A 23418-nucleotide genomic window follows, 5' to 3' on the forward strand; every position below is an offset into this window, starting at 1 on the left:
GGGGCTGTGGGGGTTAGCGTGTCCGTTAAGCTTAGGTGTTGTGAAGGTTCTTGTGATTGGCCCCGGCGGCCGCGAACACGCCATTGTCCGTTCCCTGCTGGTGGATCCGTACGTCACCGAGGTCCACGCAGCCCCCGGAAACGCGGGCATTGCGCAGGATGTACCCACCCACCCGATCGACGCCAATGACCCGGCTGCGGTCACCGAACTGGCCCGCTCGCTGGGCTCGGACCTGGTGGTGATCGGTCCGGAGGCCCCGCTGGCCGCCGGTGTGGCGGACGCGGTCCGGGAGGCTGGAATCCCGGTCTTCGGTCCCAGCAAGGAGGCTGCGCAGCTGGAAGCCTCCAAGGCATTCGCCAAGCAGGTCATGGCTGCTGCGAATGTTCCGACGGCGATGGCCCGGGTCGCGGCCACTGCCGAGGAGGCCGCCGAGGCCCTGGACACCTTCGGCGCCCCGTACGTGGTCAAGGACGACGGCCTGGCCGCGGGCAAGGGTGTCGTCGTCACGTCGGACCGGGACGCGGCCCTGGCCCACGCGCAGAGCTGCTTCGATGCCGGCGGCACCGTGGTCATCGAGGAATTCCTGGACGGCCCGGAGGTCTCCCTCTTCGTCATCTCCGACGGCCGCCGGGTGGTTCCGCTGGCGCCGGCGCAGGACTTCAAGCGCATCTTCGACAACGACGAAGGCCCCAACACCGGCGGCATGGGGGCCTACTCGCCGCTGGAATGGGTACCGGCCGGCCTGGTGGCGGAAGTCGTCTCCCGGATCGCCCAGCCGACCATCGATGAGATGGCCGGCCGCGGCACTCCTTTCGTGGGCGTGCTCTACTGCGGGCTGGCGCTGACCTCCCGCGGCGTCCGCGTGATCGAGTTCAATGCCCGCTTCGGCGATCCGGAAACCCAGGCGGTGCTGGCGCGCCTGAAGACCCCGCTGGGCTGCCTGCTGCTGGCCGCCGCGAAGGGCGAACTGGATGACGCTGAAAAGCTGCGCTGGGCACCCGAGTCGGCTGTCGCCGTCGTTGTGGCCTCCGCCAACTACCCGGACACGCCCCGCACCGGTGACCGTATCCGCGGCCTGACGAAGGCCGGCGCGCTGGACGGCGTGCACGTGCTGCACGCCGGCACCAAGGCGGACGACGGCGGCAGGGTCGTCTCCTCCGGCGGGCGCGTCCTCGCCGTGGTCGGCATGGGCGAGGATCTGGTGCAGGCGCGCGAGCGCGCCTACGCGGGCGTGGGGCTGATCGAGCTCGACGGCTCGCAGCACCGCACCGACATTGCCCTCAAGGCGTCGAAGGGACAGACCTCCGTCCCCGGTACAGCCGCATACAACGGAGGAAAATAGCCATGGCAGCCGAAACCACCGCCGACCGCACGCCGCTGGAACTGTCCGGCTGGAAGCATGTCTACTCCGGCAAGGTCCGCGAGCTCTATGCACCGGCGGACGGTTCGGAGGACCGGGTGCTGGTGGTGGCCAGCGACCGCATCAGTGCCTATGACCACATCCTCTCCAGCGAGATTCCGGACAAGGGCCGCATCCTGACGCAGCTGAGCCTGTGGTGGTTCGAGCAGCTTGAAGGCGTGCCCAACCATGTCCTCGCGTCCACGGTGGCGGACGGAGTTCCGGCCGAGGTTGAGGGCCGGGCGATGATCTGCAAACGGCTTGAGATGTACCCCGTGGAGTGCATCGCCCGCGGCTACCTCACCGGTTCCGGGCTGGCCGAGTACCGCCGGTCGCGGACGGTCTGCGGGATTGGGCTGCCGGAGGGGCTGGTGGACGGCTCCCGGCTCAGGGAGCCCATCTTCACGCCCTCGGCCAAGGCCGAGGTCGGCGAACACGACGAGAACATCACCTACGAGGATGTCACCGGACTGGTGGGCGACGACGCCGCCGCCCGGCTGTGCGAACTGACCCTGGACATCTACCGCAGGGCTGAGGAAATGGCGCGGGAAAGGGGCATCATCCTGGCCGATACCAAGGTTGAATTCGGCGTGGATCCGGCCACCGGTGCCATCACCCTGGGTGACGAGGTGCTGACGCCGGACTCCTCACGCTTCTGGGATGCCGCGGCCTATGAGCCGGGGAAGGCGCAGCCGTCCTTCGACAAGCAGTTCGTGCGGGACTGGCTGACCTCGGCCGAATCCGGGTGGGACAAGGACTCGGACGCGCCGCCGCCCGCGCTGCCGGCGGAGGTCGTGGAACGGACCCGTGCCCGGTACGTGGAGGCCTTCGAACGCCTCACCGGGCGCACCTTCGCGTGAGTTGAACCGGCCCTGCCGGCTGCGGTGCATGCATATGCATGGATAGTTGACACTTCAAGTGTTTTCTTGCAAGCATTTAGTTGAAGCATCAACTTAAAGTGCTTGTCGCTGGTTCCTGGCGGCCTGTCCCATGACCTCCGAAACGGTGAAATCCCATGAACAACTCCACCCTGACCACAACTGCCCGAACCATGCTGCGCGTCGTCGTCGGCTTTATCTTCGTTGCCCACGGCTGGCAGAAGTTCAACGAATTCACGATCGCCGGCACCCAGGCCGCCTTTGGCCAGATGGGTGTCCCTGCGGCCGAAGCTGTTGCTCCGATCGTGGCCGTGCTTGAACTCGTGGGCGGCGCTGCCCTGATCCTGGGCGTCCTCGCCCGTCCCTTCGCTGTCCTGCTGGCCGTCGTGACCCTCGGCGCTATGTTCATGGTGCACCTGCCCGCCGGAATCTACGCCGCCAACGGCGGCTACGAGCTGGTGCTGGTCCTCGCTGCCGCCGCGCTGGCGATTGCGCTGGTCGGACCGGGCCGGGTTTCGGTCGACAACGCACTGTTTGCCCGCAGCAACTCCAAGCTGAGCGTGCTGGCCTAAGGCGGTCCGCCACCCGGCCGCCGGCAGAATGAGGCGCGGTCTTCCCTCCATAGGGGAAGTCCGCGCCTCATTGCATTCCCCGCCTCCCCAGGAGACCCACCCTGTTGGAACCGAATACGGCCACGTAGCCTGAACACTGTCCGATTCCAGCAGTACCGATTCGAGGAGTTGACCATGACTGACAACACCTATCGCGTCATTGAGGTTGTGGGAACATCGACGGCCGGCACCGACCAGGCGATCGCCAATGCCATCAGCCGGGCCAATGAAACCATGGAAAACCTCGACTGGTTCGAGATCGTGGAGGTCCGGGGGCACATAGCCAACGGGTCGATCGAGCATTACCAGGCCCATCTCAAGGTTGGCTTCCGGCTCAATGAACCGGACAGGGACTGAGCGGCCGGCAAAGCTGACAGGCCTGCCAATAGGCCAAGAGGAAGGGCCCTCCGGCCGGCGTTTCCGCCGGCCGGAGGGCCCTTCCTCTTGGTCGGGGTGACAGGATTTGAACCTGCGACCTCGTCGTCCCGAACGACGCGCGCTACCAAGCTGCGCCACACCCCGATTGGTGCTTGCTGCCGTTTCCCTCCGGCCTGAGCCGCACTGGAAAAGCAACTTTTCAAGAATAGCGGATGCGGGGCCTGCAAGGGAAATCGGGACGGCTGTGACGCTCATCGCAGGGCCCGGGGGTCCTGCAGCGGCGAGGCTTACACCAGTGAATCCTTCCAGGCCGCGTGCAGCTTGGAAAAGCGTCCGTCGGCGGCGATCAGCTCGGCGGGGGTGCCGTCCTCGACGACGCGGCCGTCATCCACCACCAGCACGCGGTCGGCGATCTCGACCGTGGACAGGCGGTGGGCGATGATCAGCGCGGTGCGGCGCCTGCCGCCGTCGCCGCCGTCGTGGCCTTCACAGGCGGCGCCCTGCAGCAGCCTCCGCAGCCCCTCCTGGACCAGTCGCTCGCTGGGCAGGTCCAGCGAGGAGGTGGCCTCGTCCAGGATCAGCACCGCCGGGTCGGCGAGGAAGGCCCGGGCGAAGGAGATCAGCTGCCGCTGCCCGGCCGAGACGCGTCCGCCGCGTTTGTTCACATCCGTGTCGTAGCCCTCCGGCAGGGACTCGATGAACTCGTGTGCACCCACCGCCCGCGCCGCAGCCACTACCTGTTCCCGGGTGGCGGCCGGATTGCCCAGCGCGATGTTCTCCGCCACCGTGCCGCTGAAGAGGAAGGCCTCCTGCGTCACCATCACCACGGCCCGGCGCAGGTCCTGGTTGGACAGCTCGCGCAGTTCCACCCCGTCCAGCGTCAGCGAACCGGAGGTGACGTCGTAGAACCGCGCGATCAGTTTGGCCAGGGTGGACTTGCCGGCGCCGGTCTGGCCGACGACGGCGACCGTCTGGCCCTCGGGAATCGTCAGGTTGAGCGCCGGCAGCACCACAGGCCCGCCGGCGTAGGCGAATTCGACGTTGCGGAATTCAATCCGCCCGGTGGCCCGCGGCAGGGGCACGGGGTGCCGCGGCGGCAGCACCGTGGGCACCTCCTCCAGCAGCCCGGAGACCTTCTCCAGCGCCGCGGCGGCGGACTGAAAGGCGCTGTAGAACATTGCTATCTGTTCCACGGGCTGGAAGATGCGCTTGGCATAGAGCAGGAGGGCCACCAGCACGCCGACATCCAGGCCACCGCCGAGCACGCGGAAGCCGCCCACCAGCAGCAGCAGTCCCACGGTCAGGTTTCCTACCAGCACCAGCGAGGGCTGCAGGACGCCCATCAGGTTGATGCTGCGCCGCGTCGCCGTGCGGTAGTCCTCGGCCAGTTCGGTGTAGCGTTGCGCGTTGTCCCGTTCACGGCGGAAGGCCTTGACGGCACGGATTCCGGTCATGGTCTCCACGAAATGCACAATCAGCCGGGCCGAGACCACCCGGGAGGCCCGGAACGCCACCTGCGACCGCTTCTGGTACCAGCGGGCCACCACGGCGATCGGCACCGCGGCCACCAGGATCAGCAGGCCGGACCGCCAGTCCATGGCGGCGATCGTTATGGCCGTGAAGGCCATGAAGAGCGTCCCGGAGACCAGTTGCGTGACGCCGTTGTCCAGCAGTTCGCGCAGCGCTTCCAGGTCCGAGGTCTGCCGGGAGATGATCCGCCCCGAGGTGTATTTTTCGTGGAACTGAAGGCTCAGCCGCTGGGTGTGGCGGAAGACGCGCAGCCGCAGGTCCAGCAGCATCGCCTGGCTGAGCCGCGCGGTGGAGTACACATAGAAGGCCATCAGGGTGCCGGTGGCGACGGCGGCAGCCAGGTAGGCGCCGCCGGTGAGGATGAGCGGCAGGCGGTCCCCGGCCACCAGCGCCGGGAGCGCGTGGTCGATTCCGACGGCGATCAGCGCCGGCCCTGCCACGCGCGCGGCCTGGGCGAGCGCCACCAGGGCGATGGTCAGGATGAACGTGCCGCGTACCGGGCGGATCAGCGCTGCCAGCAGGCGCAGGGACCTGGCGCGGACGGCACGGCTGGCCGTCCGGTCCAGGTGGACGTTGTCTTCGCCGACGACACCGGTGACGGTGCTCATGGGCTTTCCTCCCCGGGCTCCTTGAGGGCCCCGGGCTCCTTCAGGGCTCCGAGTTCCTCGAGCAGCGGCTCCTCCTCGAGGCTGGCGATGACATGGCGGTAGTGTTCGCTGGAGGCCAGCAGCTGCGAATGCGTTCCGACAGCACTGATCCGTCCGGATTCGAGCAGTGCCACCCGGTCCGCCAGTGCCACGGTGGAGGGCCGGTGCGCGACGATCAGGGTGGTCGTATCCGCCAGCACTTCCCGCAGCCGGGCCGTGACCTGTTCCTCCGTGCGGACGTCCAGGGCGGAGAGCGGATCATCCAGGAGCAGCACCTGCGGCCGGGCTGCGATCGCCCGGGCCAGGGCGATGCGCTGGCGCTGCCCGCCGGACAGACTCAGGCCTTCCTCGCCGATCCGCGTATCGACGCCCTCCGGCAGCCGGTACGCGAACTGCGCCTGCGCGGTCTCCAGCGCCTCGGCCAGAACGGTTTCGGGACTTTCGCCGGGCTGCAGCCGGGCGCCGAGCAGTACGTTCTCCCGCACTGAGGTGGAGAAGAGCGTGGCGTCCTCGAACGCCACTGCGACCACCCGGCGCAGCGACTCCACGGAGTAGTCCCGAGTGTCGGCTTCGTCGATGGTGATCCTGCCGGAGCTCACATCATAGAGCCGGGGGACCAGCTGCAGCAGGGTGCTCTTGCCGGATCCGGTGACCCCCACCAGGGCCATGGTCTCCCCGGGCAGCAGCTGCAGCGTCACGCCGTCGAGCACCGGGGGCGAGCCGGGGCGTGCCTCCGGGTAGCTGAAGGTGACATCGTGGAAGCCCACGGCGCCGCGGACACCGCTGGCATCCCTGGGCCGGACCGGGTCAGCCAGATGGTTGGGCGTATCCATGACCTCGTAGTGCCGGTCGATCGCTGTCTTCGCAGTCAGCGTCATGCCCAGCAGCGGACCCAGGGATTCCACCGGCCCGGCGACGACCGCCGTCGTCGCAAAGAAGGCGACCAGCGCGCCCACGGTGAGCCGGCCGTCGGCGACGGCCACGATGCCGATGACCAGCGCGGCGCCGAGCGCCAGTTCGGGGATCGACAGGATCGCGGCCAGGAAGCGGGAGAGTGTGGCGGCCTTCCGGATCTCCGTGGTGCGCAGCAGCTCCGCCTGGCCGCGGAAATTCTCCAGCGCGTGGCGGCCTCGCCCAAAGGCCTTGAGCACGCGGATGCCGTGGACGGATTCCTCCACCGTGGTGGCCAGATCGCCGGCCTGGTCCTGGCTGAGCCGGGAGGCGGCTCCGTAGGCGGTGCGGAACTTGAAGCCGAAGTAGACAATGGGGACGGCAGCGGCCAGGAACACCAGCCCCAGCATCCAGTCGATCGAGAACATGACCGCCGTGCCGATAATGACGGTCACAGCACAGACCACCAGCATCAGCGCGCCGAAGGCCAGCCAGCGGCGGATCAGCCCCAGGTCCGCCATCGCGCGGGAGAGCAGCTGCCCCGAACCCCAGCGGTCGTGGAAGGCGACGGGCAGCTGCTGCAGGTGCCGGTAGAAGGAGGTCCGCATCCGGAATTCGACGTCGGTTGCCGGCGAAATCACGAACACTCGCCGCAGCGACACGAGCGCGGCTTCCAGCACGCCCAGTCCGGTGATGATTGCGACGGCCGTCCACAGCCGGGCCGGTTCGCCCGCCGGATGCAGCGAGGTATTGACCAGGTCCCGCAGCACCTGCGGAATAGCCAGTGCCACGATGCTGGCACCCAGCGCACTGACCAGGCCCAGGGTCCAGCGGGGCAGTAGCGGGCCCACATGCGGGCGCAGGCGGCCGATGGACGTCCGGACGGAGGTTTGCTGCGGCATGCGATCTTCTTCAAGGGTGCTGACCATGGTGGCGAATACGCCGTAGCAACCATCCTAGGCGAGCACCGGCAACTCCTACCGGGGCGTGAGCGTGAGCAGGACCGCCTCCGGGCGGCAGGCGAAGCGCACCGGGGCAAAGCGGGATGTACCGATGCCGGCGGAGACATTCAGCGGGACCGTGCGCCCGCCGTTCTCCCAGTCGGTCAGTCCCCGGGCGCGCCACGTGGGCAGATCGCAGTTGCTGACCAGCGCGCCGTAGCCCGGGATGCAGAGCTGGCCGCCGTGGGTGTGCCCGGCCAGGATCAGGTCGGCCCCGTCGTCGGTGAAATAGTCCAGCACCCGTTGGTAAGGCGCGTGCGCCACGGCGATGCGGACGTTCGGCGCCGCATCCGAGGTGGTTGAACCGTTCGGGTAGCCCGTGTAGCGGTCACGGTCCAGGTGCGGATCGTCGACCCCGGTGAAGTCCAGGCGCAGCCGGTCCACGACCAGGGACTGGTGCCGGTTGGACAGGTCGATCCAGCCGGCCTCACCGAAGGCCCGGTGCATTTCCCGCCACGGCAGCTCCCGGGGTTCCTCCTTGGGCAGCCGGGACGGGCCCAGCAGATAGGCTGCAGGGTTCTTCAGCCGCGGCGCGTAGTAGTCATTCGATCCGGGAACGAAGACTCCCGGGACGTTCAGCAGCGGCGCCAGCGCGTCCAGCACCGGGCCGACGGCTTTGGGATGGCTGAGGTTGTCCCCGGTGTTGACGACGAGGTCCGGCTCAAGTTCCGCCAGCCCGCGCAGCCACCGGGCCTTGCGCTTCTGGCCGGGGATCATGTGGATGTCGGACAGGTGCAGGACCTTCAGCGGACCCCGGCCGGACGGCAGGATGGCCAGGGTCTCCTCCCGAAGGCCGAACCAGTTGCGTTCGACAACGGCCCCGTAGGCTGCCGCCACCGCGCCCGCCGCCAACGTGAAGCCGGCGGCGCGGCCGATGACCGCCACCGTGGAGGAAGGCAGGCTTGCGCTGCGCACGGCACCGGCGGGCATTAGTCGTTGCCGCCGGAGTTGCCGCGGCCGGAGTTGTTGCCGTTATTCGACTGCGACGGTGCCCGATTGTTGTTGTTGTTGTTCGAGCCCCCATTGACCACGCTGGCGGGCGGTTCCTGGAATTCCGCCGCCGGGTAGAGGCCGACGACCTTCTGCATATAGCGCTGCCAGGACGGGCCGGCGATCAGCGAGCCGTCGATCTCATCGTAGGTGCGGCCGCCGATCTGCTTGTCGTCCAGGGGCTCCACACCGGAGACGTGGTTGCCCAGCCAGGAAGCGGTCGCCAGCCCGGTGGTGTAGCCCACGAACCAGGTTTGCGAGCGGAAGTCATTGGTACCGGTCTTGCCGGCAGCCGGTGCACCAATGCCCAGCTGCCAGCCGGAGCCGCGCTCCATGACCGACTCCAGACCCATGTTCACGCCCTGGGCAACCTCCGGCTTGATCGCCTGCTCACAGTTCACGCCGGGAACCGGATAGCTCTTGCCGGTGAAGTCGGTGACTTCGGTCAGCGCGTTCGGGGCACAGTACTTGCCGTTGGCCGCGAAGGCCGCGAAGGAACTGGCCATGGCCAGCGGGGCAACGTCGGTGGCGCCCAGCAGGTTAGCCAGGATGGTCGGATCGACCATTTCCTCCGTCGGTTCACCGTTCGCACCGGGAACGCCCCATTTGCCCTGGTGCACCCCGATGTCGTTGGCGAGTCCGTGGATCCGGCACAGGTCCAACTGCTTGGCGCTGGCGAAGGTGATCGTGTTCAGCGAGTTGGTGATGCCGTTGAGGACGGTGTCGTGCCGGTAGTTCTCGTTGTTGTAGTTCTGGAAGCTGTACGGCGTGCCCTGGGTGAGGGTTCCGCCGGGAATGCAGCTGGCCTGCCACTGGGTGCCGGCCGGGTAGCTGCGCACCGTGCCGTTGACGCTGGCGTTCAGCGGCTTGCCGGCATCCAGCCACGCAGCCAAGGTGAACGCCTTGTACGTGGAGCCCGGCTGGAAGCCGCCGGCGCCGGAGAGCGGCTTGCTCGGATCCCCATTGAAGTACTGGTCCACGTTGTAGTTGACCGTGGTGTTGCCGTGGGCCTGCGTCGGGTTGTAGTTGGTGTTCTGCGCCATCACCAGGATCTTGCCGGTGCCCGGTTCCACGGTGACCATGGAGTGGCCAACCTCGGGAGCGCTGGTGTTGACGTCGGCGGTGGCGTTGATGGCCTCCTGCGCAGCGGACTGCAGGCGGGGGTCCAGCGTCGTCTTGATCGTGAGGCCGCCGCGGTACAGCAGCTTCTGGCGGTCTTCCCGGGTTTCACCGAAGGCCGGGTCCGCCAGGATGAGGTTCTGCACATAGTCGCAGAAGTAGGCAGCACTGCCGGCGGCAACGCAGCCGTTCAGCACCGGCGTCAGGTTCAGTCCCAGATCGGTGGCTGCGGCGGCGTCGTGTTCATCCTGCGTGATGCTGCCCGTCCGGAGCATGGCAGCGAGCACCACGTTGCGGCGTTCCAGCGCCAATTCGGGGTTGCCGGTGGGGCTGTAGAGGCTAGGGCCGTTGACCAGGCCGGCCAGCAGGGCGGACTGCGGAATGTTGAGCTGGCTGGCGGGGATGCCGAAGAAGTACTTGGCCGCGGCCTCGATGCCGAAGGTGGTGCCGCTGAAGGGAACGATGTTCAGGTAGCCGGCAAGGATCTCCTCCTTGCTCAGCTTCTTCTCCACAGCGATGGCCAGCTTCGCCTCGCGCAGCTTGTCACCCATGTCCTTGGTGCCGCTGATGGTCAGGTTGTCGGTTTCGCCTGAGCGCAGGCTCGAGTCGATCAGGACATTGTTGACATACTGCTGGGTGATCGTGGAGGCGCCGCGCAGGGTGCCGGACCGGGCGTAGCCCACCAGCGCACTCGTGATGCCCTGCAGGTCGACGCCGCCGTGTTCATAGAAACGGGAATCCTCGATGGCCAGGATGGCATCCTGCATCGTCTGGGATACTTCCGCCAGCGGAACCGGCTCCCGGTTCTCGGCATAGATGGTGGCAATCAGCGACCCGTCCTTGGCCAGGACTTCGGACGGCTGCGAGAGCGCGCCGAGTTCCAGCTCCGCGGGGAGCTGTTCGAAGAAATCGATCGACGCTGTCGCGCCCGTGCCTGCCGCTGCCGCACCAGGGACCAGCAGCCCGGCCACCAGGACGCCGCTGAGAGCGCTGACGCCGAGGAAGCCGAAGATTTTGCCCACGGTGGTAGCAGTGTCAAAAATGGGTGATTTACGTGCCGCCATGCGCTCCAGTTTAGCGGCAGCGGCTAGGCTTTGATTCATGACCAAATGGGAGTACGCCACAATTCCGCTCATCATCCACGCAACGAAGCAGATTCTGGACCAGTGGGGAGAGGACGGCTGGGAGCTCGTCCAGGTCGTTCCCGGCCCGGACGGTTCGGGCCTGGTTGCCTATCTTAAGAGGGAGAAGAACTAGCCGTGGGAGCACCGATTTCAGCCGTAGAACAGCGTCTGGAGGAACTGGGCCTGAGCCTTCCCGAGGTCGCCGCTCCCGTGGCCGCGTACGTGCCTGCAGTGGTCAGCGGAAGCTATGTATACACCTCGGGCCAGCTGCCGTTCATTAATGGCGAACTCCCAGCTTCGGGCAAGGTCGGCGCCGGCGTTTCGCCCGAGGATGCCAAGAATCTGGCCGCCGCCTGCGCCGTCAATGCCCTGGCCGCTGTCAAGGCGCAGATCGGAGACCTGGACCGCATCACCCGGATCGTCAAGGTAGTCGGCTTCGTGGCATCGGATCCGTCCTTCACCGGACAGCCCGGCGTGGTCAACGGCGCCTCCGAACTGCTGGGCAAGGTCATGGGCGAGGCCGGCGCGCACGCACGTTCCGCCGTCGGTGTGGCTGTGCTGCCGCTGGACGCCCCCGTAGAGGTGGAACTGATTGCCGAGTTCCAATAGCTCCGTGAACCGGCGGCTCTTTCCGCTGTCCGCGGACCAGTCCGGGGCGGCGGAAAGCTGGATCGAGCACGGCGAGCGCACCCCCCTGAAGGCCCGGCCGGCAGCTTCGGTGGTCCTGCTCCGGGACGCGCCGGCCGGCGTCGAAACCTACCTTGGATACCGCACCGGCCGGTCCCCGCTGGGGACCGTCGCCTTTCCGGGCGGCAGCCTGGAGGAATCGGATGACGACGACATCCCCTGGTTCGGTCCGCCGCCCGCCGTGTGGGCCAGGAGCCTGGGCATCGAGGATCATCTGGAAGCCCGCCGGTACGTCCTGGCGGCCATCCGCGAGCTGTTCGAGGAAACCGGCATCCTGCTGGCCGGGCCGGATTCGGCGACGATGATCGAGGGCAGGCAGCGGGATGAGTGGATGCCGGTCCGCGAGGCCATCGCGGTCCAGGAGAGTACCTTCGCCGAGATGCTCAAGCGCCGCGGTCTGGGCGTGCGTACCGACCTGCTCAAGCCGCTGTCCCACTGGATCACGCCGGACTTCGCCCACCGCCGCTTCAACACCCGCTACTTCGCCGCCGTGCAGCCGGTGAACCAGCAGACCAGCCTGCTGGCCGGCAAGGGCGTCTGGGCGCAATGGTGCTGCGCCGCGCAGGTGATTGCCGACCGCAGCACCACGGCGCTGGGGGACCTGATCGGCCAACCGGATACCGTCGGCCGGACGCTGAGCGAACTGACGGTGCCTGCCGTGGAAATCATGCTGGAGAAGATCGGCTCCGCCCGCGGCTGCATCGCCTATCTGTCGCATAAGCGTCCGATCAGGACTTTCCAGCCGGACCTGGTGGTCCGGGATGGAAAGTACTACCTCGAGGTCGAAGCTTCGACACTCACGGAAGGCGGTTCCGTCCAACGCGGCCGCTGACGGAACCGACCGAAGTTAAGGAACGACGCCGGCGCCCTCCTTGCGGGAGCACCGGCGTCGTGCCGTTGTTGTCAGGCCGGGTGTGGCGTTACCGCGAGCGCTGGCGCAGCCGCTGGATGTCCAGGATCACCACGGCGCGGGCTTCGAGGCGGAGCCAGCCGCGCTGGACGAACTCGGCCAGGGCCTTGTTCACGGTTTCGCGGGAGGCGCCTACCAGCTGGGCGAGCTCCTCCTGGGTAAGCTCGTGGGCCACCAGGATGCCGTCCGTGGCCGGGCGGCCAAAGCGGTCCGCCAGGTCCAGCAGCGCCTTGGCGACACGGCCGGGTACGTCGGAGAAGACCAGATCAGCCAGGGACTCGTTGGTCCGGCGCAGGCGGCGGGCCAAGGCCTGGAGCAGCTGGACGGAGACCTCGGGGCTGGTCTCGATGACCTTGCGCAGGTTCTCGTGCCGCAGACCGGCCAGGCGGGTTTCCGATACGGCCGTCGCGGTGGCGTTGCGCGGGCTCGGATCGAACAGAGCCATCTCGCCGAACAGTTCACCGGGGCCGAGGATGGCGACGAGGTTTTCGCGGCCATCAGGGGAGGTGCGGCCCAGCTTGATCTTTCCGGACACGATGAAATACAGCTGGTCGCCCTGGTCGCCTTCCCGGAAGACAGACGCGCCGCGGGACAGATCAACTTCGGTCAGCTCATCCGTCAGGGCGGCGAACACCTCGTCTCCGAGCGAAGCGAACAACGGCGCCCGGCGCAGTATCTCAATATCCATGAATTCTCCTGGTCCTCTACTTGCTCGGCTGTCGGCTCTACCCCCATTTTGCCGTACAACTGCCGATTTGTGGCATTTGCCACTCACTTATCCGCTCAATCAACGCGTGTATTAGATGATTTATTCCTTGGCGGAAATCTGTCCTGATACGTTGCGAGCCGCTTTCGTCCGCCTTTCAGCTTAGGGCATTAGACTCAGAGCCCAGTGATCGCCTGCCCAAACGCCGTGGGAGCCCGGCCGGCGGCCCGTGAAAACCGTTGGGAGCATGCTTCGTGTTTGAGTTCACCGTCCTGGATATCCTGCTGCTCCTGCTCCTGCTGGGGTACTTGATTGCCGGGCTGCGGAACGGCTTCCTGGTCACGCTCGGCGGCATCGTGGGCTTCGCGGCCGGCGCTGTCGCGGCCTTCTTCGCGATCCCGCTGGTCAGCACCCTGGTTCCCGGCGACGGCTGGCGGCTGACCGCGATCATCGCGACCGCCGTCGTGCTCATCATCGTGGGACAGGCACTGGGCGCGGGATTCGGGGGAGCGATCCGGCGCTGGATGGACTTCCCGCCGCTGCGCCTGATGGACCGGCTGCTGGGCGGTGCCATGAACGTCGTCGTGGCCGCGCTGGTGCTCTCGATGCTCGCGTTCAGCGTCGGCAGCCTCGGTGTCCCATTCATTTCCCAGCAGATCGCCGCGTCCCGGGTGATTACGGGCATCGACGCGGCAACGCCGGATCCGGTCAAGGCCTGGCTGGCGCAGCTGCGGTCCATCGTCGTCCAGGACGGAATTCCCAAGGTTATCGAGGGCGTCGCCCCGGCTGAGCCGGTCACCATCCCCGATGCGAACGTCGACACGCCCGCGCTGAACCAGGCTGCGGAGTCGGTGCTGCGCATCGCCGGCACCGCGTTCCAGTGCGGCCAGAACCAGACAGGATCCGGGTTCGTCGCAGCCCCGGAACGCGTGATCACCAACGCCCACGTGGTGGCAGGGGTCAACGAGCCGGTGGTGGAGGTGCCCCGCGGTGCAGCGCTGCCCGCCCGCGTGGTGTACTTCGACGCTGTCAGCGACCTGGCGGTGCTGGCCGTCGACGGGCTGGAGGCCAGGCCGCTGCCCCTGGGGCAACCGCTGCCGGCCGGCTCCCCCGCCGCATTCGCGGGCTACCCCGCCGGCGGTCCGCTGCAGCTGGACGCCGCCAGCGTCCAGGGAATGTCCGATGTCTTCGTGCAGAACATCTATGGAGCGGAGCCCAGCGCTCTGGAAATCTATACGCTGGCGGCGGACGTCCAGCAGGGCAACTCCGGCGGCCCGCTGCTGGACCAGCAGGGCCGCGTGGCCGGGGTCATTTTCGCCCGGGCCACTGAAAACAGCCAGGTGGGCTATGCGCTGTCGCTGGCCGAACTGGCGCCAGTCGCGGTCCAGGCACCCGCGCTGAGCGAAACGGTGTCCGCCGGGCAGTGCATCCGGGGGTAGCGGACAGCAGGGCCGGAGAGCAGGGCCGGACAGCAGCAAGGCCCCGGAACAATGTCCGGGGGCCTTGCGGCAGCTGTTGCCCTGCAGCCCTTCCGCCTGCTTCGCTTCCGCCCTGTCGGGCGGGGCGCTACTTGCGCATGTTCGCGGCGATCTGCTGCATGACGGTCGTGTCCGCCAGCGTGGAGGCATCGCCGATCTCGCGGCCTTCGGCCACGTCCTTGAGCAGGCGGCGCATGATCTTGCCGGAACGGGTCTTCGGCAGTTCGGGAACCACCAGGATGTGGCGCGGCTTGGCGATCGGGCCGATTTCCTTGCCCACATGGCTGCGCAGTTCCTGAACGATTTCCTCACCGGAATCGACGGCGTCACCGCGCAGGATGACGAAGGCGACCACCGCTTCGCCGGTGGTCTCGTCGCTGGCGCCGACGACGGCGGCCTCCGCCACCGAGGGATGGCTCACCAGGGCGGACTCGATCTCCGTGGTCGAGAGGCGGTGGCCGGAGACGTTCATGACGTCGTCGACCCGGCCGAGCAGCCAGATGTCGCCGTCCTCGTCCTTCTTGGCGCCGTCGCCGGCGAAATACATGTTCTCGAAGCGGGACCAGTAGGTCTCCTTGAACCGCTGCGGGTCGCCCCAGATGCCGCGCAGCATGGCCGGCCAGGGCTCACTGACCACCAGGTAACCGCCGGAGCCGTTGGGCACCGGCTGGCCCATCTCGTCGACTACGTCCACGGCGATACCGGGCACCGCAACCTGGGCGGAGCCGGGCTTGGTCTCGGTCACGCCGGGCATCGGTGCGATCATGTGCGCTCCGGTTTCAGTTTGCCACCAGGTATCCACGATCGGGGCCGGCTCGGACTTGCGGCCGCTGTTGGCGCCGATTACCCGGCGGTACCACATCCAGGCTTCGGGATTGATGGGTTCGCCGACCGAACCCAGCACGCGGATGGATGACAGGTCGTACTTGCCCGGGATGTCCTCGCCCCACTTCATCATGGTGCGGATGGCGGTGGGGGCGGTGTAGAGGATGGAGACCTTGTACTTCTCCACGATCTCCCACCAGCGGCCCTGGTGCGGGGAATCCGGCGTGCCCTCGTACATCACCTGGGTGGCACCGTTGATCAGCGGGGCATAGGCCACGTAGCTGTGGCCGGTGACCCAGCCGATGTCCGCCGTGCACCAAAAGACATCCGTCTCCGGCTTCAGGTCGAAGGTGTTCAGGTGCGTGAACGCGGTCTGCGTCAGGAAGCCGCCGGTGGTGTGCAGGATGCCCTTGGGCTTGCCGGTCGTGCCGGAGGTATACAGGATGAACAGCGGGTGCTCGGAATCGTGGCCGACGGCGGTGTGCTCCGCGCTGGCGGTTTCGACGACGTCGTCCCACCACAGGTCGCGGTCCTCGGTCCAGTCCACGGGTTCGCCGTTGCGCTTGACCACGACGACGTTGGTTACCGTGTGCAGGCCAGCGGACAGTGCCTCGTCGACCGCCGGCTTGAGCGGGCTGGGCTTGCCGCGGCGCCAGGTGCCGTCGGAGGTGACCACGAGCTTGGCCTCGGCGTCGTTGATGCGGCTGCGCAGCGCGTCCGCCGAGAAGCCGCCGAATACGACGGAGTGCACCGCGCCGATGCGCGCGCAGGCCAGCATGGTGATGACGGCCTCCGGAATCATCGGGAGGTAGACGGCTACCCGGTCGCCCTTGTGCACGCCGAGGGATTCGAAGGCGTTGGCGGCTTTCCTGACTTCTTCGGCCAATTGGGCGTAGGTGTAGGTGCGGGTATCGCCTGGCTCGCCCTCGAAGTAAATGGCCACCCGGTCGCCGTGGCCGGCCTCGACGTGGCGGTCCAGGGCGTTGTAAGCGGCGTTGATGGTGCCGCCGACGAACCATTTCGCGAAGGGCGGGTTCGACCAGTCGAGAGTCTGCGTGAAGTCCGTGTCCCAGGTCAGCAGCTTACGGGCCTGTGCGGCCCAGAAGGCAACGCGGTCGGCGTCGGCTTCCTGGTAGGTGGCGGCCGTGGCAACGGCGTTGGCCGCGAACTCCTCGGACGGTGCGAACTTACGGTTCTCGTGCAGGAGGTTTTCGAGCGCGTCGCCGTGTGTCGCCGTCGAGGCGTTGTTCTCAGACATATCTGACCCTTCACTAGCTTGGTTGCGGCTGTTCCATCGCACGGTCCGGCGCCGGTGGGTCCGTCGGCCCGCACTTTTATGTTCTACATCACATTAGCCCCGCACGGACAATGGGGTGTGTCCGGAATCACGCGGCCAGCCGTGAAAGGACGTATTTATGCGGCGAACGGTCGGCGGGACCCCATGGCAGAGGCGCCTGTGCTGTCGAACGTCTGCGGCGTTTACTAGTGTGGAGGCAGAGCAACTAAGTACCAGACCCCCGGCGCCCCGGCGGCCGGCTGCACAGTCGGCGCGGTGGAGCCGCAACCGCTGCACAGGCACGGGGGGGGCGACGAACGGAGACTTGAGATGACCGAGCCGTATTCAAAGGACCAGGCCGATCCGCGTCCGGGTCCGTTCCAGCAGGCTTCATCCGGGCCGGGGGCGTCCAGCGTGGACGGCGACGGCCGGACCGGTGGCCGGACCGCTTCCCCCGGCCACAGCGAAGCGGTCACAGGCCCCTTCACGGTGCGCGACATTGCGGTCTTTGCCTCGGTGTTCGTGATGCTTGTCGGTTCCGTGCTTCCGTTCTTCATCGTGCGCGGATTCGTCGGCAATCTCTGGAACTCTGTTTCCCTGTTCTTCCTGGGCATCGGTATCCTGCTGCCGCTGGTGGTCGTCGCGCTGTTCGCCTTCCGCCGGCTGCGCCCGGCGTCGAGACTGCGCGTTGGTTCCCTGTCTGTTGACCAGTTCGCTTCCGTGGTTGCGGTCCTGGCCTTCGCCTTCTTCTTCCTGCAGACAGTGTCCAGCTACAGCGTCGGTGCGCTGGTTGCGCTGGTTGGATCCTTTGGACTGCTGGGCAGTACGACGGCGGCACCGCACCTGCCGCGGTTCGCCGCGGATTTCGCCGGCCGGCAGGAAATCCCGGCCCATGTGGTCGCCCGGGACGCAGTTCCGGCGCAGCCGAAGCCGGGACAGCCCCGGGCAGGTGCGGCGGCTAAGACGGGTGCGGCGGCCAAGGCGCCGCACGGGCATCACCACGAATTCGTCAAGCACGACCGCCCGGTCCAGCCCCATCCGTCCCCCTCCCAGCAGGGCAGCATCCCGGTCGATGAATACCAGGTGCGCCATCCCCACGAACACCATGCCCACGGTGTCCGCGGGCAGGACAAACGAGGCGCGGGGTCCGGTACAGCCGCAGGGGCCACAGCCGCCGGAGCTGCAGTTGCTGGAGCCGCAGGCGCAGCCGACGCCAGCCACAAGGACGCCGGCCAGAAGGGCGCCGGGCATCCGGACGCGCATGCCCACGGGGGCGAGCGCCAGCAGCAGGACGGCCAGGCCTTCCACCGGGAGCACGAAGCCGGAATCTTCTCCGACCAGCGCGGCACGCCGGCCACCGACTCCAGCGCGCCGCTGCCGTATTCGGCCGAAGAGGACTTCGGCCCCGAGGAGGCACATTTCCGCCCGGCAGGAACCGCGGCCGGCACGGCGGCTGCTGCGGACGAGCGGGCCGCCGGGACAGCAGCCCCGGCCGGATCCGGTGCGTCCGCACCGGTACCAGGTGCGGTTTCCGGCGGAGCCGCGCCGGCAACGGATCAGGAAGCCCGGCCGCTGCCGGCGGAAAGCCGGGAACAGCGCCCGTCGGAGGGCGCCGGGCGCGGCACGGTGGCCGATGCCACCGCCGTCGATCTTCCGCGCGTCGAACAGCAGGCCTCTGAATCATTCAGCGCCACCATGGAAGCCGCCGAAGAGGAGCCCGTTTACGAGGCGTTCTGGGTCGCCGTGCCGGAACCGCGTCCGGTGATCGACGAGCGGACCGGCGCGGTGATCTTCACCGCGGAGCCGGGCCGCTGGCTGCTCGTGCTGCAGGACCGCGGGGACGAATACCTGGTGAAGGAACAGGACGCTATCGATCCGGCCACCGGGCAGCCCATCGACGGGACCGGCACCGGCATCGGCGTCATGCGGAATATCACCAACCTGGAGCGCGGTTAGCCGCCGCCGTTCCGAAAGGCAGCAACTGTGTCCGCAGGACCCGTGAAACCATCCGCCAGCGGCAAGGCGGACGCCTCGCCGCTGGCGCTCAAGCGCCGGGCCCGCCGCATCAACCGCGAACTGGCCGAGCTTTATCCGTATGCTGTGGCGGAGCTGGATTTCAGCAATCCCTTCGAACTGCTGGTGGCCACCGTGCTGTCCGCGCAGACCACGGACGTGCGGGTCAACTTGACCACGCCCGCGCTGTTCGCCAAGTATCCGGATGCCCGGGCCCTGGCGGAGGCGGACGAGGCCGAGCTGCAGGAGATGATCAAACCCACCGGGTTCTTCCGCGCCAAGTCGCGCAGCCTGCTGGCCCTGGCCAACCGCATCGTCGACGAGTTCGACGGCCAGGTGCCGGGCACGCTCAAGGATCTGGTGACCCTGCCCGGCGTTGGCCGCAAGACCGCCAACGTCGTGCTGGGCAATGCTTTTGGTATCCCCGGCATCAGCGTGGACACGCATTTCGCCCGCCTGGCCAAACGATTCGGCTGGACCAGCTCCACGGATCCCGTGAAGATCGAAATGGACGTGGCGGAGCTGTTCGAGCCCAAGGACTGGACGATGGTTTCCCACCGGGTGATCTTTCATGGAAGGCGGGTATGCCACGCCAGGAAGCCGGCCTGCGGAGCCTGCGCCGTGGCTCCGTGGTGTCCCTCCTACGGAGAGGGCGAGACTGACCCGGACAAGGCAAAGAAACTGCTCAAGTACGAACTGGCCCCGGGCCGTGAAGACCTTCTGGCCAGGATGCGGGCAGGGGAGACGCGGAGTCAACTGCGGGCCGCGGGCTTCGGGTTGGGAGCATGACGGCCCGGGCGGACCTGCAGCGGCTGGCGGACGGGGCTGCACTTGGCGGGACTCCGGTCAGGGCCGATGAACGCTGGCAGCTGTTCAAAATCGATCCCGCCACGGCGCGGAAAGCCGCGGTCCTGATGCTCTTCGGCACCCTTGACGACATGCCCGCTGAGTACCACGCCGAGGCTGTGCCGGACGATCTGGATCTGCTCCTGGTGGAACGGGCAAGTACCCTGAACGCCCATCCCGGCCAGATCGCGTTTCCCGGCGGCGGTATCGACCCGGAGGACGAGGGCCCGGTGGCTGCCGCGCTCCGGGAAGCGGTGGAGGAGACCGGCCTGGACCCCACGGGGGTCGACATTCTGGGGCCGCTGCCGGAAATCGGACTTCCGGTCAGCAACTTCATGGTGACACCCGTGCTGGCGTGGTGGGCTTCGCCGTCGCCTGTGGACGTTGTCGACTATGCCGAGTCAGCCCAGGTTTTCCGCGTCGCCGTTGCGGACCTGCTGAACCCCGCGAACCGGCGGACCGCAGTCATCCATCGGTTCGGACGTACCAGCCGCAGCGCCGCCTTCCTGGTCAACGGCATCGTCGTCTGGGGGTTCACCGGAATGGTTCTGGACCAGCTTTTCGACCAGCTGGGCTGGACCATTCCCTGGGATGACACAGTGGAAATTCCCGCTCCCGTCTAACGGGTCCTCTCACGGGGTCCGAGCTGGAGCCTACTCCCGCGCTGCGCCGTGGTTCGATGCTGTCCGTGCGGGCCCTGCCGCCGCCGCCGCCGGTGCTGCTGCCGTCTCCCGGGCGGCGGGCAGGACCGCGGGTGGCCGGATCCCGGCTGCGCCGGCCGGCTTGGCGGTGTCGGCACGGCCGGCGCCGGTCTTCGCCGGTGCGGACTGTGCCCAGTAGGTTGAGGGTACATTGGCCGCAGTGACCACTTTCTCGATCCGGTCGTACCCTTCGCCGGCCAGATTGACGACGCGTCCCACCCGGCTCTCGCTGTCCGCGACATTCCTGACCAGATAGGCGGACTGGCCCACAATGTTGAATTTGTCCGACACCGCGAACCTGCCCGGAAGACGCTTGATGCCGGCCTTCACGACCGCTTCCCCGAGCATCTTGGTGGGGCCGTCCACCAGGAATTTGAAGCTGGTGCCCTTCAGGAATCCGTCCGCAACGGTCACGGCCGGAGCGAGCCGCTGGACCGCGGGACTGTCCTTCACGGCCCTGGCCTTGTGGACGAGCGGTTGCACCTTGCCCGCGGAGGCGATGACCAGGGCGGCCGGCTTCAGCGCCGGCAGTCCGCCCAGCCGGGCCGACACGCCGGCCGTGAGGCCGCGCAGTGAGGCCGCGCAGTGGCTGGAGCCGGGCAGCTGCCGCAGCAGCGGCACCGGCCAGCCGCGCCAGAATGGACCCGGCGACAGCGGCCACACGGGCGATCTGCGCCCCGAGTCCGGCGGCCGCCAGCGCCGCGGCGAGGCCGCCGGTGGCCGCGGTGGCAACGGCTCCGACGACGGCGTGAACGGCGGCAAGGGCAGCGAACTGGGCAATTTCCCAGCCCAGCTGTGCCCGGGCGTCATCAACCTCACCGGCGTAGGCGCTGCAGGCCTCCGCCAGTTCCCGGCACGCGCCAGCCAACTGTCCGGCAGCGTCCGCGGTTCCGGTATGCCGTTCACGCACCAGGTCGATGTCCGCGGCCCGAAGACCCTCAAGGGCGACGGAGGCAGCAGACAGGGACCCGGAGACCGCAGCGTCCAGGGCATCCGCCAGCGCGGTCCAGCCGGCCGCCGTCGTTCGCAACCGCTCGGTGTCGGCAGTGGGCCAGACTAGCCCCGCGGCGTTGGCGATGACATCCCACATCCACGGCGGATCGCCGGCAATCCGCCGTTGGCGCTCGGCGGTGTGGGCAGGCAGGTTTCGGCCGGAACGGCCACAGCGGACTGGAACAACGAACTGGTGCCCTGGGAAACGGCATGTTCGGTGTGGAGGTAGTTCCCGGCGGCGGCATTCATGACCCCGACCGTTGATCCCGCGGCCAAGGTCAGGTCCGTCAGGACCCGGATGACGTCGCCTGCTGCAGGATCGTAGTCCTGTGCCCAGGCCACACCTACGGAATCCCAGCCGGACATGCTGGCCGAACCTGCCAGGCAGCCGAGCGCCGTTTCCACCGCGCTTTTGACTGTCCCGTGCCCGTGCGCGACATGCCGGGCCGAATCCATGTACCGCTCGGTGTCGATGGTCAGGATTGCCAACGTTGCCCCTTCTGCTCGATTCCCTGGTCATCTCGAACCTAGGACGCGCGGCAGGCAGGCGCCATGCCCGTGGGCGCAATTGTGGATAACCGGGCTACTTGGCATCCGCGTAGGAGTCCACGACGGAAACATTGACGGCAAATTCAATGGGTATCCGGCCGAACATCAGCCGCGTGGCTGTGGCCGCCGCCTCGGTGACATGGCGGCATGCTTCGTCAACGCGGTCGGCAGGCACATGCAGCATGACCTCGTCGTGGAGGAAGAAAACCAATTCGCCTGTGGCGGTGCCGTCCGCCGCCGAGGCGCGGAGCCGGCGTCGTAATTCGCCCAGCCAGCACAGGGCCCATTCGGCGGCGCTGGCCTGGACCACGAAGTTGCGGGTGAAGCGGCCGCGGGAGCGGGCCATGGCCTCGGCCCGCTGCTGTTCCTGGGCGGTCGTGCTGTGCTGCGACCGGCGCCAGCTGTCCGAAGGCGGCGGACAGCTGCGCCCCAGATGGCTGCTCACCACCTGTCCCGCCGCGCCAGCGCGGGCGGCGCGTTCGACGGCGTCGATCGCTTTGGGATAGGTGCGCGCTAACTGTGGCATCAGCCGGCCGGATTCGCCCGTGGTCGCACCGTACATGGCGCCAAGCATCGCTACCTTGGCCTTGGCCCGGTCGCCGCCGAAACCCTGGGCGGCGATGCCGGCATACAGATCCCTGCCTTGCGCGGCCTGCGCGAGCTGCGAGTCCTGCGCCAGCGCGGCCAGCACCCGCGGCTCCAGCTGGGCCGCGTCCGCAACGACCAGCCGATGCCCGGGATCCGGGCGGACGGCGTCGCGGATCAGCTTGGGAATCTGCAGCGCGCCGCCGCCGCGGGTCGCCCAGCGGCCGGAAACCACCCCGCCCACGACGTATTCGGGCCGGAACCTCCCGTCCTCGACCCAGGCGTCCAGCCACGCCCAGCCATTGGCGGCCAGCAAGCGGGAGAGCTTTTTGTATACCAGCAGCGGGGCAATGGCCGGATGGTTCTGCTCCCGGAGTTCCCAGGTCCGGGTCGTCCTGACTTCGATGCCGGCGCGGTGCAGCGCCCGCAGCACTTCCTGCGGCGAATCCGGATTCAGCGCCGGATTGTTCAGCAGGGTCCGCAATTCGGCGGCCAGCCGCTCAAGCTTCTCCGGCCGCAGGCCGTCCCGCGGGCGCGGACCCAGCAAGCCGGTCAGGATCCGGTCGTGGATGTCGGCCCGCCAGGGCAAGCCGGTGTGCTGCATTTCCGCCGCGATCAGTGCCCCCGCGGATTCCGCCGCAAGCAGCAGCGCCAGCGGACTGCGGCGGACGGACCGGGAGACGGCTTCCTGCTGCGCCGCGAATTCCCGCACCAGTTCCTCCAGCGGCATGCCGCGCGGCGGGGCCACATCATCGAACAACGCGTACTGGTCCGGCGCCGGCGGCAGCGGCGGCAGCTGGCGGGGCAGCAGTTCGTCCGGTTCCTCAGCCGGCGCGGCGTGCAGGCCGGAGATGTAGGAAGTGGGCGCGGCATAGACGGAACAGGCAAGGATGGCACGGACCAGGACCACGTCGTGGCAGCGCTCGACCGTTACGTTCCGGCGCAGCAGCTGCGGATACCAGTCCCGGGTGTTTTCCCACACCCAGCGAAGCGGTTGCCTGCGCTCGCGGGCTTCGGCCTCATAGCGGGCGGCGGTTTCGGGCAAGCGGCCGGCAGGTACGACGGCGACCGGCCCGGTGGGCGCCCCGGCGGCGTCCGTGGGCTGCAGATAGGCAGCGGGTGCCTCCTCGCCGGCCCCGGCCTTGGCCGCTGCTTCCGGCGACGGGGCGGCTGAGGAGGCGGCCTTGGCTGAAGCGGCGACGACCAGGAACATGTCCTTCATTCTCCCTGCTCCCGCTGCCGGGCGTGGCATCTGGGCGGGGCATCTGGACGGGCACCCGG

At 68.0% G+C, this 23418-nt stretch carries 20 protein-coding genes, 1 tRNA gene and 1 pseudogene; 11 read left to right on the plus strand and 11 right to left on the minus strand.

The window, feature by feature from the left end; translation table 11 throughout:
• Positions 1-40 precede the first annotated feature (40 nt).
• The 4 genes from purD to AC5RWU_RS01345 all read left to right on the plus strand — a co-directional run bounded on the left by purD (position 41) and on the right by AC5RWU_RS01345 (position 3245).
• Positions 41-1342, plus strand: coding sequence for a phosphoribosylamine--glycine ligase (gene purD, locus AC5RWU_RS01330; RefSeq protein ID WP_494029070.1), 1302 nt, complete (start codon positions 41-43; stop codon positions 1340-1342).
• A gap of 2 nt (positions 1343-1344) precedes the next feature.
• Positions 1345-2259 carry a phosphoribosylaminoimidazolesuccinocarboxamide synthase gene (locus AC5RWU_RS01335; RefSeq protein WP_494029071.1) on the plus strand — a complete coding sequence of 305 codons (915 nt, stop codon included), beginning with the start codon at positions 1345-1347 and terminating at the stop codon, positions 2257-2259.
• Positions 2260-2414: 155 nt separating this feature from the next.
• Entirely contained in the window at positions 2415-2849 is a 435-nt protein-coding gene (locus AC5RWU_RS01340) for a DoxX family protein (protein ID WP_494029072.1), read from the plus strand.
• 174 nt (positions 2850-3023) lie between these two features.
• Positions 3024-3245, plus strand: coding sequence for a dodecin (locus AC5RWU_RS01345; RefSeq protein WP_494029073.1), 222 nt, complete (start codon positions 3024-3026; stop codon positions 3243-3245).
• 88 nt (positions 3246-3333) lie between these two features.
• On the opposite strand, the gene AC5RWU_RS01350 is transcribed toward AC5RWU_RS01345, so the two are convergent.
• The 5 genes from AC5RWU_RS01350 to AC5RWU_RS01370 form a co-directional block, all read right to left on the minus strand.
• Positions 3334-3410: transfer RNA gene (locus AC5RWU_RS01350), tRNA-Pro, on the minus strand.
• A 143-nt stretch (positions 3411-3553) separates the two neighbouring features.
• Positions 3554-5404 carry an ABC transporter ATP-binding protein gene (locus AC5RWU_RS01355; protein ID WP_494029074.1) on the minus strand — a complete coding sequence of 617 codons (1851 nt, stop codon included), beginning with the start codon at positions 5402-5404 and terminating at the stop codon, positions 3554-3556.
• A complete protein-coding gene (locus AC5RWU_RS01360; RefSeq protein WP_494029075.1) occupies positions 5401-7236 on the minus strand; it encodes an ABC transporter ATP-binding protein in 1836 nt (611 codons plus the stop codon). Before AC5RWU_RS01360 ends, AC5RWU_RS01355 begins: the two co-directional genes overlap by 4 nt.
• 75 nt (positions 7237-7311) lie before the next feature.
• A complete protein-coding gene (locus AC5RWU_RS01365; protein WP_494036874.1) occupies positions 7312-8250 on the minus strand; it encodes a metallophosphoesterase in 939 nt (312 codons plus the stop codon).
• Between the two features lie 14 nt (positions 8251-8264).
• The gene (locus AC5RWU_RS01370; RefSeq protein WP_494029077.1) at positions 8265-10508 is read right to left on the minus strand and encodes a transglycosylase domain-containing protein; all 2244 of its coding nucleotides are present in this window, start codon (positions 10506-10508) and stop codon (positions 8265-8267) included.
• A gap of 37 nt (positions 10509-10545) precedes the next feature.
• Between AC5RWU_RS01370 and sp36 the strand changes: the two genes are divergently transcribed.
• Genes sp36 through AC5RWU_RS01385 form a run of 3 tightly spaced genes read left to right on the plus strand, consistent with a single transcriptional unit; the run spans position 10546 to position 12087 of the window.
• Positions 10546-10701 carry a Sp36 family protein gene (gene sp36, locus AC5RWU_RS01375; protein WP_494029078.1) on the plus strand — a complete coding sequence of 52 codons (156 nt, stop codon included), beginning with the start codon at positions 10546-10548 and terminating at the stop codon, positions 10699-10701.
• Between the two features lie 2 nt (positions 10702-10703).
• Positions 10704-11177, plus strand: coding sequence for a RidA family protein (locus AC5RWU_RS01380; protein ID WP_494029079.1), 474 nt, complete (start codon positions 10704-10706; stop codon positions 11175-11177).
• The gene (locus tag AC5RWU_RS01385; protein WP_494036875.1) at positions 11161-12087 is read left to right on the plus strand and encodes an NUDIX hydrolase; all 927 of its coding nucleotides are present in this window, start codon (positions 11161-11163) and stop codon (positions 12085-12087) included. Before AC5RWU_RS01380 ends, AC5RWU_RS01385 begins: the two co-directional genes overlap by 17 nt.
• 88 nt (positions 12088-12175) lie before the next feature.
• Here the strand turns inward: AC5RWU_RS01385 and AC5RWU_RS01390 are convergent, their stop codons facing one another.
• Positions 12176-12853, minus strand: coding sequence for a Crp/Fnr family transcriptional regulator (locus tag AC5RWU_RS01390; protein ID WP_494029081.1), 678 nt, complete (start codon positions 12851-12853; stop codon positions 12176-12178).
• A 272-nt stretch (positions 12854-13125) separates the two neighbouring features.
• Here AC5RWU_RS01390 and AC5RWU_RS01395 point away from each other — a divergent pair, with 272 nt between their 5' ends.
• The gene (locus tag AC5RWU_RS01395; protein WP_494029082.1) at positions 13126-14310 is read left to right on the plus strand and encodes a MarP family serine protease; all 1185 of its coding nucleotides are present in this window, start codon (positions 13126-13128) and stop codon (positions 14308-14310) included.
• Between the two features lie 127 nt (positions 14311-14437).
• On the opposite strand, the gene acs is transcribed toward AC5RWU_RS01395, so the two are convergent.
• On the minus strand, positions 14438-16432 hold the full coding sequence (gene acs, locus AC5RWU_RS01400) for an acetate--CoA ligase (protein ID WP_494029083.1): 1995 nt from the start codon (positions 16430-16432) through the stop codon (positions 14438-14440).
• A 348-nt stretch (positions 16433-16780) separates the two neighbouring features.
• Between acs and AC5RWU_RS01405 the strand changes: the two genes are divergently transcribed.
• From AC5RWU_RS01405 to AC5RWU_RS01415, 3 genes are read left to right on the plus strand one after another with little or no spacing between them, the layout of a single operon-like run.
• Positions 16781-18406, plus strand: coding sequence for a hypothetical protein (locus AC5RWU_RS01405; RefSeq protein ID WP_494029084.1), 1626 nt, complete (start codon positions 16781-16783; stop codon positions 18404-18406).
• Positions 18407-18433: 27 nt separating this feature from the next.
• On the plus strand, positions 18434-19252 hold the full coding sequence (gene nth / locus AC5RWU_RS01410; RefSeq protein ID WP_494029085.1) for an endonuclease III: 819 nt from the start codon (positions 18434-18436) through the stop codon (positions 19250-19252).
• Entirely contained in the window at positions 19249-19932 is a 684-nt protein-coding gene (locus AC5RWU_RS01415) for an NUDIX hydrolase (RefSeq protein ID WP_494029086.1), read from the plus strand. The genes nth and AC5RWU_RS01415 overlap by 4 nt, the downstream gene beginning before the upstream one ends.
• Before the next feature lie 30 nt (positions 19933-19962).
• Here AC5RWU_RS01415 and AC5RWU_RS01420 read toward each other — a convergent pair whose 3' ends face one another.
• From AC5RWU_RS01420 to AC5RWU_RS01435, 4 genes and pseudogenes are all read right to left on the minus strand, one after another.
• Entirely contained in the window at positions 19963-20463 is a 501-nt protein-coding gene (locus AC5RWU_RS01420) for a hypothetical protein (RefSeq protein ID WP_494036876.1), read from the minus strand.
• Between the two features lie 298 nt (positions 20464-20761).
• Positions 20762-21100 (minus strand): annotated as a pseudogene (locus tag AC5RWU_RS01425) (WXG100-like domain-containing protein); the annotation flags it as partial.
• A complete protein-coding gene (locus AC5RWU_RS01430; RefSeq protein WP_494029088.1) occupies positions 21067-21492 on the minus strand; it encodes a hypothetical protein in 426 nt (141 codons plus the stop codon). The gene AC5RWU_RS01430 and the pseudogene AC5RWU_RS01425, both read right to left, overlap by 34 nt.
• A gap of 94 nt (positions 21493-21586) precedes the next feature.
• Entirely contained in the window at positions 21587-23359 is a 1773-nt protein-coding gene (locus tag AC5RWU_RS01435) for a bifunctional 3'-5' exonuclease/DNA polymerase (RefSeq protein ID WP_494029089.1), read from the minus strand.
• Between the last annotated feature and the right edge of the window lie 59 nt (positions 23360-23418).

This window comes from Arthrobacter sp. B0427-1-12, from assembly GCF_059092905.1.

Coding starts and splice junctions, on each gene's coding strand:
- AC5RWU_RS01370 (WP_494029077.1), bottom strand. CDS start 10,508: ATGGCGGCACGTAAATCACCCATTTTTGACACTGCTACCACCGTGGGC.
- AC5RWU_RS01360 (WP_494029075.1), bottom strand. CDS start 7,236: ATGCCGCAGCAAACCTCCGTCCGGACGTCCATCGGCCGCCTGCGCCCG.
- AC5RWU_RS01435 (WP_494029089.1), bottom strand. CDS start 23,359: ATGAAGGACATGTTCCTGGTCGTCGCCGCTTCAGCCAAGGCCGCCTCC.
- sp36 (WP_494029078.1), top strand. CDS start 10,546: ATGACCAAATGGGAGTACGCCACAATTCCGCTCATCATCCACGCAACG.
- AC5RWU_RS01355 (WP_494029074.1), bottom strand. CDS start 5,404: ATGAGCACCGTCACCGGTGTCGTCGGCGAAGACAACGTCCACCTGGAC.
- AC5RWU_RS01415 (WP_494029086.1), top strand. CDS start 19,249: ATGACGGCCCGGGCGGACCTGCAGCGGCTGGCGGACGGGGCTGCACTT.
- AC5RWU_RS01345 (WP_494029073.1), top strand. CDS start 3,024: ATGACTGACAACACCTATCGCGTCATTGAGGTTGTGGGAACATCGACG.
- acs (WP_494029083.1), bottom strand. CDS start 16,432: ATGTCTGAGAACAACGCCTCGACGGCGACACACGGCGACGCGCTCGAA.
- AC5RWU_RS01335 (WP_494029071.1), top strand. CDS start 1,345: ATGGCAGCCGAAACCACCGCCGACCGCACGCCGCTGGAACTGTCCGGC.
- AC5RWU_RS01340 (WP_494029072.1), top strand. CDS start 2,415: ATGAACAACTCCACCCTGACCACAACTGCCCGAACCATGCTGCGCGTC.
- AC5RWU_RS01390 (WP_494029081.1), bottom strand. CDS start 12,853: ATGGATATTGAGATACTGCGCCGGGCGCCGTTGTTCGCTTCGCTCGGA.
- AC5RWU_RS01405 (WP_494029084.1), top strand. CDS start 16,781: ATGACCGAGCCGTATTCAAAGGACCAGGCCGATCCGCGTCCGGGTCCG.